The 16,970-nt window shown below is 35.9% G+C and carries 9 protein-coding genes; all 9 read left to right on the forward strand.

Going from position 1 to position 16,970, the window contains the following annotated elements; translation table 11 throughout:
• Positions 1 to 649: 649 nt before the first annotated feature.
• The 9 genes from GTZ96_RS07750 to GTZ96_RS07790 all read left to right on the forward strand — a co-directional run bounded on the left by GTZ96_RS07750 (position 650) and on the right by GTZ96_RS07790 (position 16,970).
• Entirely contained in the window at positions 650 to 1,654 is a 1,005-nt protein-coding gene (locus GTZ96_RS07750; RefSeq protein WP_161642600.1) for a GntR family transcriptional regulator, read from the forward strand.
• 3 nt (positions 1,655 to 1,657) lie between these two features.
• On the forward strand, positions 1,658 to 3,139 hold the full coding sequence (locus GTZ96_RS07755) for a xylulokinase (protein WP_161642603.1): 1,482 nt from the start codon (positions 1,658 to 1,660) through the stop codon (positions 3,137 to 3,139).
• 15 nt (positions 3,140 to 3,154) lie between these two features.
• Complete coding sequence (gene xylA, locus GTZ96_RS07760; RefSeq protein ID WP_161642606.1) at positions 3,155 to 4,480, forward strand: xylose isomerase; 1,326 nt, start codon at positions 3,155 to 3,157, stop codon at positions 4,478 to 4,480.
• A gap of 69 nt (positions 4,481 to 4,549) precedes the next feature.
• Positions 4,550 to 7,180, forward strand: coding sequence for a glycoside hydrolase family 3 protein (locus tag GTZ96_RS07765; protein WP_161642609.1), 2,631 nt, complete (start codon positions 4,550 to 4,552; stop codon positions 7,178 to 7,180).
• A gap of 447 nt (positions 7,181 to 7,627) precedes the next feature.
• Positions 7,628 to 8,740: a PKD domain-containing protein gene (locus GTZ96_RS07770; RefSeq protein ID WP_161642612.1), complete on the forward strand. Its 1,113-nt coding sequence runs from the start codon at positions 7,628 to 7,630 to the stop codon at positions 8,738 to 8,740.
• Between the two features lie 44 nt (positions 8,741 to 8,784).
• Complete coding sequence (locus GTZ96_RS07775; RefSeq protein WP_207720161.1) at positions 8,785 to 10,152, forward strand: glycoside hydrolase family 88/105 protein; 1,368 nt, start codon at positions 8,785 to 8,787, stop codon at positions 10,150 to 10,152.
• 17 nt (positions 10,153 to 10,169) lie between these two features.
• A complete protein-coding gene (locus GTZ96_RS07780; RefSeq protein ID WP_161642615.1) occupies positions 10,170 to 11,540 on the forward strand; it encodes a sulfatase family protein in 1,371 nt (456 codons plus the stop codon).
• 326 nt (positions 11,541 to 11,866) lie between these two features.
• Positions 11,867 to 13,333 carry a glycoside hydrolase family 28 protein gene (locus tag GTZ96_RS07785; protein WP_161642618.1) on the forward strand — a complete coding sequence of 489 codons (1,467 nt, stop codon included), beginning with the start codon at positions 11,867 to 11,869 and terminating at the stop codon, positions 13,331 to 13,333.
• A 10-nt stretch (positions 13,334 to 13,343) separates the two neighbouring features.
• On the forward strand, positions 13,344 to 16,970 hold the full coding sequence (locus GTZ96_RS07790) for a DUF4450 domain-containing protein (RefSeq protein WP_161642621.1): 3,627 nt from the start codon (positions 13,344 to 13,346) through the stop codon (positions 16,968 to 16,970).

Genomic DNA, 16,970 nt, shown 5'->3' on the forward strand with positions numbered 1-16,970 from the left:
GTGTTTTTTTTAACTAATTATTGCTAAGTTTTAACTTTTCAAATTTATATGTTCAACTCATTACATCTATCCTGCTGTATCCTGTTTTTTATATATATTAAAAAAAAGACCAGAATAAATATACATATCACAATCAATTAACTACTATTTTAAAAATAGAAAAATTATTGTGTTTATTAGGCTTATGGGGCATTATACATCTCTAAATAAATGTAAAAAAAACATATATATTAATTTAACATATATTTTGTGATTTTAAAAAACACATTTTAACACTCCAAATCACAGATTATAAAACTACTCTAAAATAACACCCAATTTTTTGTTAATTATTTGTAATGCTTTTTCAGAAATAAGCAGCCAAAAACTCAACCAGACCACTTTTCCCTAAATAAACCCAAATTTCAACATAAAGCATTGTCATTCCCGCAATAGAGCGTGTTTTCTCCAACAACACAAAACATCAAATTTTATCAAAAAACAATAAAGACAAATAACACAAATGAATTTCTCATAAAATACAAACCAAAATACACATTATAAACAACCACAAAACCATAATCTAGCTATAACATGAATTATAAAATTCTCGAAAAAAACATTTTAATTAAAAAATAAAATTTATATTTGCATACCGGAACAGAACAGTATGGAAATGGAAAGCAATTTTACTTTTACAATTAATCACGAAAGCGATATCCCTAAATATCAGCAATTAGTCAATTCAATAAATAATGCCATTGCAGAAAACATACTTGCAAAAGGAGAACAACTACCTTCTGTTAATAGTATCTGCAAAAAAAATCAATTATCCAGAGATACTGTTTTTAAAGCATATTCGATTTTAAAAGACCAAAAACTAATTGACTCGGTTCCTAACAAAGGTTATTTTGTTACCGGTGAAACCAGAAAAGTATTATTAGTGCTGGACACCTTCAAAGCATATAAAGAGGTACTATACCATTCCTTTGTTAATAATTTAGCCGATAATATTATTGTCGATGTACAATTCCATCATTATAACATTGACAATTTCAAAAACATCATTAATAATAGTATCGGGAAATATTTTAAATATGTAGTAATGAACTTTGACAACAAAGAAGTGCCTACGACCTTATCAGCGATATCAAACGAAAAATTATTATTGATTGACTGGAACATTCATTCAAAATCCAAAAACAATTATGTATTTCAAGATTTTGGAAAAGCTTTCTACGAAGCACTAAAACAAGGAGAAAATTTATTTAAGAAATATAAAAAAATCGTTTTCATTTATCCAACGTTTACCTATCATCCCAAAGAAACAATTACTTTTTTCAAAAAGTTCTGTACTGATTTCAATCTTAATCACAACGTAATTACCAATCCAAAAGACTTTATAATTCAAAAAGACATTGCCTACATCAGTGTAAGCGATCGAATTTTAGGGATTTTTCTGGAACAATGCCGAGAAAAAGGTTTAGAACCTGGCAAAGACGTTGGTTTTTTATCTTACAACGAAACTCCAATGAAAAAATTCATATACAAAGGGATTTCAGTAGTAACAACTGATTTTAACGAATTAGGAATTAAGGCTGCCCAATTTGTAACCAAAGACGAGCCTATGCAATATTACGTACCAACAAAACTAACCATTAGAGAATCATTATAAATTATGTATTATATAGGATATGATATAGGAAGCTCCTCAGTCAAGGTTGCCTTGGTTGAAGCAGCAACAGGAAAAAAAATCATCACGTTGCATGAACCGGCTGATGAAATGGCAATTACCGCCTACCATAAAGACTGGGCCGAACAAGATCCGGAAATGTGGTGGGAATACTGCTGTATAGCGAGCAAAAGAGCCATCAAAGAAGCTAATATTGATGCTTCAAAAATAACTGGAGTGGGTATTTCATACCAAATGCACGGATTAGTTGTTGTAGACAAAAATGGAAAATCGTTGCGAAATTCTATTATTTGGTGCGATAGCCGGGCAGTGGAAATTGGAGACCATGCCTTTGAAGAATTAGGAGAAGAACAATGTGCCACTCACCTACTAAATTCACCAGGAAATTTCACGGCATCCAAATTGACTTGGGTAAAAGAAAACGAACCTGAAATTTACGACAAGATTTACAAATACATGTTACCAGGTGATTTTATTGCTTATAAATTGACTGGCGAAATAAACACTACCAAAAACGGCTTATCCGAAGGAATGCTTTGGGATTACAAAGAAAACGAAGTAGCCGAATGGCTGTTGAGATATTATGGAATTAACTCATCAATGACCCCAACTATAGTAGACAATTTTACAAACCAAAGTTTCTTGAACGAAAAAGGCGCTAAAGAATCGGGGCTTCCTGTTGGTATTCCTGTGGTTTATCGTGCTGGAGACCAACCCAATAATGCTTTGTCGCTAAACATTTTAAAACCGGGTGAAGTTGCGGCAACAGGCGGAACATCGGGAGTTATATATGCAGTAACTGACAAGTTAAAATCGAAAGAAACATCCAGAATCAACAGTTTTGTACATGTTAATTATACCAATGAAAAACCTACGGTAGGTAAATTATTGTGCATCAATGGCGCTGGAATTCAATACCGTTGGTTACGCAATCATTGCGGAATGGATTCTTACGAAAACATGAATGTGAAAGCTGAAGAAGTTTCGGTAGGTTCTGACGGTGTCGTTGTAATTCCTTTTGGAAATGGAGCAGAAAGAATGTTTAACAATAAAAACATTGGTAGTCATTTCTTGAATCTGAACCTTAACAAACACGGGCATGGACACATGTACCGCGCAACTTTGGAAGGAATTGCCTTTGCTTTTGTTTACGGAATGGAAATCATGAAAGCCGATAATGCTCAAATTAACGTTATTCGAGCCGGAAACGACAATTTGTTTCGCTCAGAAATCTTTTCGAATACTGTTGCCACATTAATTGGTCACGAAATAGAAATTTACAATACTACAGGAGCTGTTGGAGCCGCAAGAGCCGTGGGTTTAATTGATGGTGATTACGAAACCTTTGGTGACAATATTATCAAAAACGACCACGTAATGACATTTATGCCTTTACAAAACAGCACTCCTTATTTAATAGCATATCAAAATTGGAAAAAAGAACTAGAACTAATTATAAATAAATAAACTAAAAACAAAAAAATGGCAATAATAGGAAGTAAAGAATACTTTAAGGGTATTGGCGAAATCAAATTTGAAGGAAAAGAATCTGACAATCCGTTGGCATTCAAATATTATAATCCAGACCAAATTGTAGCAGGGAAAACAATGCGTGAGCATTTTAAATTTTCTATTGCTTACTGGCACACCTTCTGTGGACAAGGTTCAGATCCATTTGGACCTGGAACACAAAACTTTGCTTGGGATCAATCCAACGACCCAATCCAAGCTGCAAAAGACAAAGCTGATGCTGCTTTTGAATTCATTAGCAAAATGGGATTTGATTATTTCTGTTTCCACGATTACGACTTAGTTCAGGAAGGAGCTACATTTGCAGAATCAGAAAGCAGATTAGCAGCTATTACTGAATACCTAAAACAAAAGAAAGCCGAATCAGGAATTAAATTACTTTGGGGAACAGCAAACTGTTTTTCAAATCCACGTTACATGAACGGTGCTGCAACAAATCCTGATTTTAATGTGTTAGCCAGAGCAGGTGGACAAGTAAAATTAGCTTTAGATGCAACTATTGCTTTAGATGGTGAAAATTATGTTTTCTGGGGAGGACGTGAAGGTTACATGTCTTTGTTGAATACCGATATGGGACGTGAATTAGACCACATGGGACAATTTTTAGTAAAAGCCAGAGATTACGCACGTGCACAAGGATTTAAAGGAAACTTTTTCATTGAGCCAAAACCAATGGAACCAATGAAGCATCAATATGATTTTGATTCGGCTACAGCAATTGGTTTCTTGCATAAATACGGTTTAGAGAAAGATTTCAAAATCAATATCGAAGTAAATCACGCTACATTAGCGCAACATACTTTCCAACACGAAATTGAAGTAGCTGCTAACGCTGGAATGCTTGGAAGTTTAGATGCAAACCGTGGTGATTACCAAAATGGATGGGATACAGACCAATTTCCAAATAACATTCAGGAAACTACTGAAGCTATGTTGGTTTTCTTAAAATCAGGTGGACTACAAGGTGGTGGAGTTAATTTTGATGCTAAAATCAGAAGAAACTCAACTGATATGGAAGACGTGTTTTTAGCTCACATTGGTGGTGCAGATACTTTTGCAAGAGCCTTATTGACAGCTGACAAAATTATCACTTCTTCTCCTTATGACAAATTAAGAACAGAAAGATACAGCTCTTTCGACGCTGGAAAAGGGAAAGATTTCGAAAACGGAAAATTAGGCTTAGCCGATTTATACAAAATCGCTCTAGAAAATGGTGAATTGGGATTAAAAAGCGGAAAACAAGAGCTTTTCGAAAACATCATCAACCAGTATATTTAATAATTACAGTCCGGTAAAAAACCTATTTACCGGACTTTTTTTATCCAATTTCAACCAACCAAATTATTTATGTCAAAAACCACCATCGTCATAAGCATACTTTCTATACTTTTTTTTGCCCCAAATTTATCCAAAGCACAAGAAAAAACAATCGACTTTTCTTATCTTGATTATAAACTTCCTTTTGAAAAAAGAGTAGATATCCTTGTTAACCAAATGACTTTAGAAGAAAAAGTAAGTCAGTTAATTAGCGACTCTAAAGAAATTACGCGATTAAAAATCCCAAAATACAATTGGTGGAACGAGAGTCTTCACGGTGTGGCGCGAAACGGCTATGCTACTGTTTTTCCTCAATCCATAACAGTCGCGGCATCTTTTAATAAATCTTTACTGGAACAAATAGGCACTGTTATCTCTGATGAAGGTCGAGCTAAACACCATGAATTTTTAAGAAACAACAAAAGAGGCATCTACACAGGACTCGATTTTTGGTCACCAAACATCAATATTTTTAGAGATCCTAGATGGGGACGCGGACACGAAACTTACGGAGAAGACCCTTATTTAACTGGAGAATTAGCTTCAAAATTCATTATAGGATTGCAAGGAAACGACCCTAAATATTTTAAATCTATTGCTACAGCCAAACATTTTGCTGTGCATTCCGGACCTGAAAAACTACGCCATTCCTTTGATGTAGATGTTAGCGATAGAGATTTATACGAAACCTATTTCCCTGCATTTAGAAAAACCATCAAAGATGCCAAAGTATACTCTATAATGGGAGCTTACAACCGCTTTAGAGGTGCCTCTTGCTCGGGTAGTGATTTCTTATTGAATAAAGTACTTAGAGACCAATGGGGATTTGAAGGCTATGTAGTATCTGACTGTGATGCAATAAAAGACATACAAACAACACATAAAATCGCCAATTCAGCTGCTCAAGCCGCTTCTATAGGACTAAACGGAGGCTGCGACTTGAACTGCGGAAGTTATTATGAAAACTTAGTTGCTGCCGTAAAAGAAGGATTAGTCCATGAAAAAGAAATTGATATTGCTGTAAAAAGAGTATTTCTAGCTCGTTTTAGACTCGGTATGTTTGACCCTGAAGAAATAGTGCCTTTTTCTAAAATTCCAATTGACATTGTGTGCTCGGATATGAATACTACTTTGGCCAGAAAAGCAGCTCAAGAAAGTATTATTTTATTAAAAAACGACAATCAAACACTCCCACTTTCGAAAAATAAAATAAAAAAAATTGCCGTTATTGGTCCAAATGCTGACAACTGGGAATCATTAGTTGGAAACTATCACGGTACTCCGAAAAACCCAATTACTTTTTTAAAAGGCATCAAAAATAAAGTAGAACCAAAAATCGAAATTTTATACGCTGAAGGATCGCATTTATCTGACAGTACTTTGAATTTAAAACCAATTCCATCAGTATATTTCGAAACCGAAGACGGCAAACAAGGACTAAAAGCTTCTTATTTCAATAATATCGAATGTAAAGGAAAAGCGATATTAGAACGCATCGATGACAATATTGACTTTTCATGGGAACACAAACCTATCTCTCAAGACCTCGCTGATAACTTCTCTGTAAAATGGACAGGATTTCTAGTACCTGCTGTTAGCGGAAAATACCAATTAGGTATTTTTTCGAAAAGAGGAATGAAAATTAACATCAACGGAAAAGAAATCACCAATGGCAAAGGTTCTGTTCACGAAGGTCGTTATGCAACAAAAACCATGACACTTCAAGCAGGACAAAAATATGCTATCGAAGCCACGTTTTTTAGCGATGAATCGGATGCTTTAGCGCAATTATTATGGGCTATGCCAGAAGAAAACAAAATCGAAAAAGCCGTAGCTATTGCAAAAGAAGCCGATTTAGCCGTGGTAGTTTTAGGACTTTCACAACGTCTGGAAGGTGAAGGCGGTGATCGAACTGACATTGAATTACCTGAACAACAAAACAAATTATTAAGAGCTGTAAAAGCAACTGGAAAACCAGTAATTTTAGTTATAAATGCAGGTAGCGCTATAGCGGTAAACTGGGCTAAAGACAATATCGATGCTATTCTAAATGTAGGTTATCCAGGTGAAGAAGGTGGAAATGCTTTGGCTGATGTTCTTTTTGGAGATTACAATCCAGCAGGAAGATTACCTATTACCTACTATACATCAATGAAAGAATTGCCTCCTTTTGAAGATTACAACATGAAAGGCAGAACCTACCGTTATTATTCTGGCGCACCATTATATCCATTTGGTTACGGATTAAGTTATACCCAATTCAAGTATTCTAATTTAATTGTTCCTAGTCAAATAAAAGCAGGAGAAAACATTAAGATTACGGCAACGGTAAGCAATACAGGAAAAATGGGTGGTGACGAAGTGGTTCAATTGTATCTAACTGATAAAAAAGCGTCTACTCCAAGACCCATTAGACAATTAGAAGGGTTTGAACGAATTTATCTAAAAGCTGGAGAAAGCAAAGAGGTAACATTTATATTAAATCCAAGACAATTATCTTTGATAAACAACAAAGTTGAAAGAGTAATTGAGGCTGGTGATTTTGATGTATTTGTGGGTGGTGAACAGCCCGATTATGAAAAGAATAACGATGCAGCATCAACCGAAGTAATCAAAGGAAAGTTTAAAGTAATTGGAAACAAAAAGCTAACTGAACTTTAAAATTTCAAAAACTCATCTTATTTTGAAACTGCCAACAGTATATTTTTTAATACTGTTGGCAGTTTTTTTTAGAACTCATTCTCGATTCTTTCAAAAACAGGACAGTACAGGATTCTAATATCAAATCAAAGGTTTAATATTGATGTATTAATAACATTAAAATTAATTCGGTTTAATTTATTGAATATTATAAAAAAGCAAAACTTGATTTTTAATCAAGATAAAGAAAAGAGAAATTTAATCCATTTAGGACAAATAATAATTTAGTTTTTAGTTTAGTTTTAGAGTGAGTTTTTAGTTTTAAGCCCTAACTTCTAGTTGGGGCTTTTTAAACTTACCTCATTAAGCATTCAAAAAAACTTAAAAATGAACCAAATGAGACTCAAATCAATTCTTTTTTATAAACTTGAGCTACACAAAATACGAAGCAATTGATATTATAACCTCATGATTTTTCGAATCAAATCCTTTTTCAGTTTTAAAACAAAAGCAAAATATGGTTTGCCTTTGGTATTACTGTTATTCATTGGTATCCAGACTAATGCACAAGACAATAGAAGTTTTCAGGTTTTTCAATTTCCAGCCAATAAAATTCCAACAATTGACGGAAATAGCGAAGATTGGCAAATGGTACCTAAAAATTATGTTGTAGGAATGGATCAATTATGGGATGATAGCGGAAAACAACCCAAAGCTGACCCAAAAAACCTGGATATCAGCGTAAAAGTAGGCTGGGTAAAAGGACTCAATCGTTTGTACTTTCTTTATGAAGCTTATGATGATTATTGGGATTTTTCTCTGCCGGGATTACACAATGACACTTTCGAACTTATAGTCGATGCTGACCAATCTGGCGGGCCGTTTATTGATCGTTTTCATCCAAATCCAAATCTAACCAATACAATGGATGCTTATTTTTCCTATCACGGCGTTCATGCGCAAAACTATCATATTTTCACTCCTGCCGTAGAAAAAGACTGGACTATGGTTTGGGGCAGTCAGCCTTGGATTAAAAATTTGCCTTATGCAAATACTTCTTATCATTATGATTCCAAACCGGGACAAGGTGGAAAATTAACCTTGGAATTCTGGATAACTCCTTTTGATTATGCCGGAAATGATCCATCAAGAGCGGTGGAATCCATCTTAGCAGAAAACAAAAACATTGGTCTTTGTTGGGCAATAATCGATTATGACGATGTTAATAAAACGGAAAACAACGGTTTTTGGAACCTTTCAAAAGAACACAAAATGTATGGAAATGCTTCCTACAGCCTGCCTTTCAAACTCATGCCTTTGGAAAACCAATTCAAAAAAGACATCGAGGCTAAATGGTCGCATAAAATCGTAAACATGAGTCAAAGAGAAGTGGCTTTTATCGATGAATCGGAAGGCGAAATCGAGTCTTGGAATTGGGATTTTGGTGACGGAACTACTGCTACCACTCAAAATCCAATTCATCAATATAAAGAAGCTGGCAAATATATTGTAATTTTAAAAATTCAAGGTCCAAAAGGCACTTCCCGATTGTCAAAAGTTTGGGATGTGGCTGTAAAATAATAGCTAATAAAAACAATCAAACTAACCACCAAAATTTTAGTAAAATGAAAACTAACCCATTCACCACTGGAATTAAAATAGGCGTTGCTGCAGCAATAATGGCAATTCCAACGCTTGCAAATGCACAGCAACCCGCTAACGATGTTACAGCACCTTTGCACCTTTTGCAACCGGATTATCCAACTCCTTATGGAGCAAAAACAACACAGGAAATCAAAGCGACTATAGATAAAATATACGCTTTTTTAGAAAAAACAACTCCTGCCAGCCTGATAAACAGCAAAACAAAACAGGAAGTTAGCGATTTAAAAAAACTAGACGAAAACACCATCTTTTCTCCGGGAACTTTTAGACTAACCAGTTACGAATGGGGAGTAACTTATGCTGGTATGCTTCTAGCCACAGAAGCTACAGGAGATCAAAAATATGCCGATTATACTAACAAACGATTAAAACTAATCGCTGACATTGCCCCTTATTACAAAAAAGAACTGCAAAAAAACAATAAATTCCCATCACCAGTACATGGCTTTTTAATGCCACACGCTTTGGATGATGGTGGTGCTGTTACTGCCTCGATGATTAAAGCGCAAAGAGCAGGATTAAAAGCCGATTTGAGACCATTAATTGATGATTTCATGGGTTATATCAGTAATAAAGAATTTCGACTTCCTGATGGAACGCTGGCCAGAAACAGACCGCAACCCAACACTTTATGGCTAGACGATTTATTTATGGCAGTTCCTGCCTTGGCACAAATGGGTAAACTAACAGGAGATGTTAAATATTATGATGATGCCGTTAAACAAGTAAAACAATTCTCAGAGCGGATGTTTAACAGCCAAAAAGGATTATACATGCACGGATGGGTACAATCAATGGAAGAACATCCGCAATTTCATTGGGCTCGCGCCAACGGCTGGGCAGTGATGACGATGGTGGAATTATTGGAAGTTTTACCAAAAGACCATCCGGGATACAATGCCGTTTTAAATCAATTAAGAGCCCATATCAAAGGACTGGTTACTTATCAAGATGGTACTGGTTTTTGGCATCAATTAATTGACCGAAATGACACTTACTTAGAAACATCGGCAACTGCTATTTATTCTTATTCTATCACCCGCGCTATCAACAGAGGTTATATTGACAAGGCGGCTTATGCTCCTGCGGCATTATTAGCTTGGAATGCCGTTGCGACAAAGGTAAACAACAAAGGAGAAGTAGAAGGAACTTGTGTAGGAACTGGCATGGGGTTTGATCCTGCCTTTTACTACTATCGCCCAATAAATGTTTTTGCAGCTCATGGTTATGGACCTGTAATTTTAGCTGGTTCTGAAATTATTCTGATGCTTAAAAACAACGAATTCGAAATCAACGATAGCTCATTACAATTAAAATCCCGTAAATAATTTCTAAAACACAATTCATGAACAGACTCTTTATCAGCAGCATAACAACATTATTTTTATGGAGTTCAACTTTTAGTCAAGCAACTGAAAAGAAAACCGTTCCTCCTACTACACCTAATTTTGTAGTTATTGTTGCTGATGATGCAGGCTGGAATGATGTAGGTTATAATGGTTCCGAAATTCACACTCCTAATATCGATTGGTTAGCTAAAAATGGTGCTCAACTCAATCGTTTGTATGCTGCTCCTACCTGTTCTCCATCAAGAGCCAGCTTTTTTACAGGAAGACCTTCCAGCCGTATGGGGATTGTAGCGCCTATAAGCGACAAAAGTAATCTAAGTCTCCCAAGTGATGTTACCACTTTGCCACAAGCCTTACACCAACAAAATTACCAAACGGCTTTGTTTGGCAAATGGCATTTGGGCTTAAATCCATCCAGTGGCCCTAAAGTATATGGCTTTGATTATTCCTATGGTTTTTTACATGGGCAAATAGACCAATACAGTCACGAATACAAAAACGGAGATCCAAGTTGGCACCGAAACGGTCAGTTTATTTCCGAAAAAGGACACGCAACGGACCTAATTGAAAACGAAGCCGTAACTTGGCTTAAAACCAAACGAGATCCTTCTAAAAACTTTTACATTCAACTGAGTTATAGTGCTCCGCATTTTCCTTTACAGGAAGAAGACAAATGGAAAAAGCCTTATTTAAAAACCATCAAAAACAACTCCCGAAGAGATTATGCCGCTGCCATGTCGCATTTAGATTATAGCATCGGGCAAATATTAAAAACTTTAAAACAACAGCATTTAGACAAAAATACCGTTGTTATTTTCATGAGTGACAATGGCGCTATGGACAAATGGATTCCGGGAAACCAATACCAGGGAAGACATACCGCAAATGATGTATTAGGAAGCAATTATCCATTAAGAGACTGGAAAACTACTAATTATGAAGGTGCCGTTAGAGTACCGGCAATCATCTATTGGAAAAACAAAACGAATAGCTCATTGAACAATAATTACATTTCGGTAACCGATTTAATGCCGACTATTTTATCATTGGCTGGAGCCAAATCAATTCCTAAAACAGTCGAAGGAAAAAACATTTGGAACTCGATCATTACTAAAGATTCAATCCCAAATCAATCCATATACATTCGAGGACATTTACAGGAAAGTATCACAGAAAAACCTTGGAAATTAATTCGTACCAGACATAAAAATGCCCCCGCCATTTTTGAACTTTTCAATATCGAAAAAGATCCTGAAGAAAAACAAAATCTAATTCAAGAACACGAAAATTTAGCCAATAAACTAAAAAATAAGCTGGAAGAACAATTCCAAAAAGATGCAAAAGAAGTAAACTTAGGCGGAGAATAAATTAATATTACAATCCGTTACTTGTACCAATTTTGAAAATGGCACACGGATGACACGGATTTAAACTGATAAAAACAGATTTTTCTATAATAATCAGCGAAAATCTGTCTAATCTGTGTCATCCGTGTGCCATTATTGAATTTTTAGTCCGCTTAGCGGACAGTCATAATAAATTAAAACAGCTATAACTTGTTCGAAAATCAAAACATAAATTATCCAAAACTATCCCGTTTTTATCAATTTATAGAATTTCAGTTTAAAATCAGGCAAGTACAGGATACCTTTTCGATATGAAATAAAGATTTTCGGAGATAAAATCAATTGTAATGAAACAATACCATATCATTTTAAGCTCCTTACTCTTCTTGCTTTTTTCATGTAAAGAAACGGCTCAAGTAGCAAGTCATTCAGCAAATTTTGAACCTGAGTGGATTAACAAAGTGGGGGCTAAAGAAAACAAATTCAAGTCCAAAATTTATTATGCAAATGATTATGGAGCTGTTAATGATGGTAAAACACTTTCGACTAAAAACATTCAAAAAGCCATAGACGAATGCAGTAAAAATGGCGGTGGAACACTAACTTTCAAACCTGGGAATTACCTAACAGGTTCATTATTTATCAAAGAAGGAGTGCATTTTAATGTCCCGAAAGGAGCAACTATTTTAGGCAGCGAAAACATTACCGATTACCCGGAAATCGACACTCGTGTAGCGGGAATTGAAATGAAATGGCCAGCGGCTTTAATTAATGTTTTAGATCAGAAAAATGTAACTCTGGATGGCGAAGGAACTATCGATGGGCAAGGAAAAGTGTATTGGGATTATTATTGGAATTTACGTAAGGAATACGAAGCTAAAGATTTGCGATGGATTGTAGATTATGATGCTAAACGTCCAAGAACCATCTTAATTACGAATTCTAAAAATGTATTTCTTAAAGATTTAAATATTCAAAGAGCGGGATTTTGGACCGTCCAAGTTTTGTATTCTGAATACATTACCGTTGATGGCATCAAAATAAGAAACAACATTGGCGGACATGGCCCAAGTACGGATGGAATAGATATTGATTCATCAAAATGGATATTAGTTCAAAATTGTGATATTGATTGCAATGATGATAATTTCTGTTTAAAGGCAGGACGCGACTGGGACGGATTAAGAGTCAATCGCCCAACTGAATATGTTGTGGTACGTGATTGTATTGCCCGTCAAGGGGCAGGTTTATTCACTTTAGGCAGCGAAACTTCAGGAAGCATTCGTCATGTCTATGTTTCCAATATTCAAGGATACGGCACTAAAAATGGACTGAATATAAAATCAGCTACTAATCGAGGCGGAACTGTAGAAGATATTTATATGGAAAATATAAAAATGGAAAGTGTAGGTACTTTTATCACCATTTCAATGAACTGGAATCCTGCTTACAGCTATTCCAAACTTCCTGCTGGTTATACCGAAGAAACTTTGCCTCCACACTGGAAAAAAATGCTTACTAAGGTCGAACCGGAGTCTAAAGGAATTCCTGTTTTCAGGAATATTCATTTAAAAAATATCGATATCAAAGGAGCTAAAAAAGCCATTTCGGTAGCGGGATTAAAAGAATCCATAGTCGAAAACGTAACGCTTAAAGATGTGCATATTACAGCCGAAACAGCTGGAAACATTGGGTATAGCAACAATTGGATTTTAGACAATGTGACGATTAATGCATTGGATCATTCGAGCCTAAAAATCGAAAATTCAAAGAATGTAGATTTTTCAAGTGCAGCAAACAATACTAAAAAGTAATTGACTTATAATGAAATCTAAAATCGCTATTTCCCTTTTACTTCTTTCTTTTTCTCTTCCAAATTTGACTGCTCAAAGTCAAAATTTATGGCATGGAGAAAAACGAAAAATCCATTACACCCCTGAAGGCCGGAGTTTTGTTTTAAAAAACGGAACCCGAAAATTCAACCGTGCCTTATACGGAAGCAACACCGCTTTTAGAGTTGAAGCTGGAGATTTACCTGAATTTGCGATGTACATGCCCGGAATGGGCGGTAATTTCAAACTGGGATTAATCAACGGAAAAAGCAGCAAATGGATTACCGAAGCCGATAAAATAAACACAAAATACACTCCCGGAACGGTTGAATATCAAATCAATGATGCTTTACTTTCGAATGCTACTTTGACTATTCAAATTGTAGCCTTGGCTGACAGCGATGGTTTTATCCTAAAAGTTGTTGGGAATACTATACCAAAAAACGTTTCACTTGTTTGGGCTTACGGTGGTGCTAGTGGTAAGAAATTCTCAAGAAATGGTGATATTGGCGGAGATCCTGAATCGGTGTTTTATTTACAACCCGGATATTGTATCAACAATCAATACCAAATCAACAAAAACAGCTTTAGTATTTCCTATGGTTCCGGAAGCAGTAAAAAAGCAACTGAAAACACTCAAGTAATCAGCGCTGTTTTTCCGGATTCGAAGCCCCATTTGTCTAGTGCCAATTTCTTAAAAACACCTTTAGAAAACTATACTTCAAAAGCAGACTCTGTTCCAATGATTATTGGACAATTGAATCAATTTTCGAAAGACGGAAATTATTGGTTATTCGAAAATAAAGGCAAAATTGAAAATAACAGCCAGGAAGCTGTAGCCGAAAAATTTAAAAAAGCCATTATTCAAAGCGAACTTCTGGCTAACCGAATTAAAGTAAACACACCTGACCCATATATCAATACTTTGGGCGGTGCATTAGCAATGGCTGCCGACGCCATTTGGGAAAACCCAGCCTATTTACATGGAGCTGTTGCCTGGAGAATGTACTTGAATGCCTGGCGCGGTGCTTATGTTGCCGATCCTTTGGGCTGGCATGACAGAGCTAAAACTCATTTTGAGAGCTATGGAAATTCACAGGTTACAGAACCCGAAACTGGTCCAGTTGTTCCTGATACTACCCGAAATTATGCCCGTCAACTGGAGAAAATGGGTACTTCAATGTTCAGTAGCGGTTACATTAGCCGTAATCCGAACAATAATAAAATCGCCCATCATTATGATATGAACTTGGTTTTTATTGACCAGTTAGTTCGTCATTTCAAATGGACAGGAGATGTTGATTTCTTGAAAAAAATGTGGCCAGTTATCAAAAGACATTTGGCTTGGGAAAAAAGAAATTACGACATGGATGGCGACGGATTGTATGATGCTTATGCCGCTATCTGGGCGAGTGATGCACTGCAATATAGCGGCGGAGGTGTAACACATACTTCAGCTTATAATTATTTTGCCAATAAAATGGCGGGAGAATTAGCCCAAATTGTAGGCGAAGACGGTGCTCCTTACACTAAAGAAGCAGCTCACATCTATCAAGCCATTCAGGAAAAATTATGGAAAAACAACAAAGGAACTTTTGCAGAATATAAGGATCTTTTGGGCAACCAACTCACACATGATACGCCTGCAATCTGGACTATCTATCACGCCTTAGATAGTGAAATTGCGAATCCTTTTCAAGCTTACCAAGCTTTGAAATATGTAGATACTGAAATTCCGCATATCCCGGTTGCTGCCGAAGGTTTAGACAAAAAAAATCTGGAAATAGTATCTACTACCAACTGGCAGCCTTACGACTGGTCGCTAAACAATGTGGCTTTGGCTGAAATTTTGCATACGTCTTTGGCGTATTGGCAAGGTGGGCAATCGGAAAAAGCATACCAACTTTGGGAAAGTGGTTTAATCGAAAGTATGTATCTGGGGGCTTCTCCCGGAGGATTTGAACAATTGCTATTTCAGGATGCGATTCGTGGCGAATTGTATCGCGATTTTGCCGACCCGATAGGAATGGCTGGACGAACTTTAGTAGAAGGACTTTTCGGAATTCAACCCAATGCCCTTAAAAACACTTTAACGATTCAGCCGGGATTACCAAAATCCTGGAACCATGCTTCGCTTGAAATTCCTGATGTAACTTTTGCTTTCGAAAGAACAAAAAACACTGATATTTATCAAATTACGCCTCATTTTTCAACAAAAATGAACTTGCAATTAATAGTCAATGCTACTCATGAAAACATCAGCAAAGTGACTGTTAATGGAAAAGAAGTACAATGGAAAATGATTGATGGAACTATTGGAAGTCCAAAAATAAGTATCGAAAATCGGTATGCTGATTCATACAAAATCGAGATTGTCTGGAGTAACGAAACTTTAGAACAACTGACTCCGATTTCGTCCATTTGCGAAGGCGAAAACATTCGTATCCCAACAAAAATCGCCACTATTCTAGAAATAAAAGATACTCAAAACGCATTAAAAAATGCGGTTATCAATACTAATGAAATCAATGCAGTGGCGAATACTATTGGTAACAAATCATTTTTTGTCAAACTGAAACAAAAAGAGATGATTTGGTGGCAAGCCATTGATATCAATATCAAATCTAATCTTGAAGTTGTTTCGAATGCAATAAAAGCAGAAAATGCGGTAGTAATCATCAAAAACAACTTGTCTACAGCATTGAATGGTTTCCTTATTTCGAATCAAAAAATAAACAAAACAAAATTTAGTTTACAAGCCAATTCAGAAAACAACATCGAAATTCCTTTAGAACAATTGGTTTCGGGAACCAATCAGGTGGAAATGAATTTTGAAAATGGAACTCAAACAAAATTGAGTTTCACCAACTGGGATATTACAAGCAATCCTAAAACAAATTGGGAATCTGTAAAACTGGACGGGCTTTTTAATGATAAAATCACGAATATTTTTGAGAATAAATACCTCAGCCCAAGAGCACAATCACCGAGCCTACAAATTCCAACGCAGGGAATTGGAAACTGGTGTTATCCTTTTATAAAACCAATAATTGACGACTCTGGATTAAGAGCAAAAGCAGGAACAAACAACCAAATTATCAGTCCGCAAGGCATTCCGTTTGCCACTTCTTCCACTGCCGATAAAAACATTGCTTTTGTTTCGCAATGGGATAATTTCCCTAATTCGCTTTCAATTCCCCTTTCGGGAACGGGATCTCAGGCTTATTTGATGATGGCAGGAACTACTAACCCGATGCAAAGCCGTTTTACTAATGGTGAAATTGTAGTGACTTACAGCGATGGAAGCAGCGAAAAATTAGAACTAAAAAATCCGGAAAACTGGTGGCCAATAGAGCAAGATTATTACACTGACGGTTATGCTTTTACGACCAATGCTCAAAAACCGCCAAGAGTTTATCTTAAAACGGGAACGATTAGCAGAGACTTTAAGGATTTTAAATCCATAAAAGGTTTTAGTGATTTTGGTATCGAAGGTGGAGTCGGAACAATTATTGATATTCCATTGGACAAAAATAAAAATCTGCAAAAAATAGAAATCAAAGCCATTGCCAATGAAGTAATCATTGGGATTATGAGTTTAACGTTAAACCGAAATTAA

Source organism: Flavobacterium undicola, assembly GCF_009909155.2.
Lineage (GTDB): Bacteria > Bacteroidota > Bacteroidia > Flavobacteriales > Flavobacteriaceae > Flavobacterium > Flavobacterium undicola.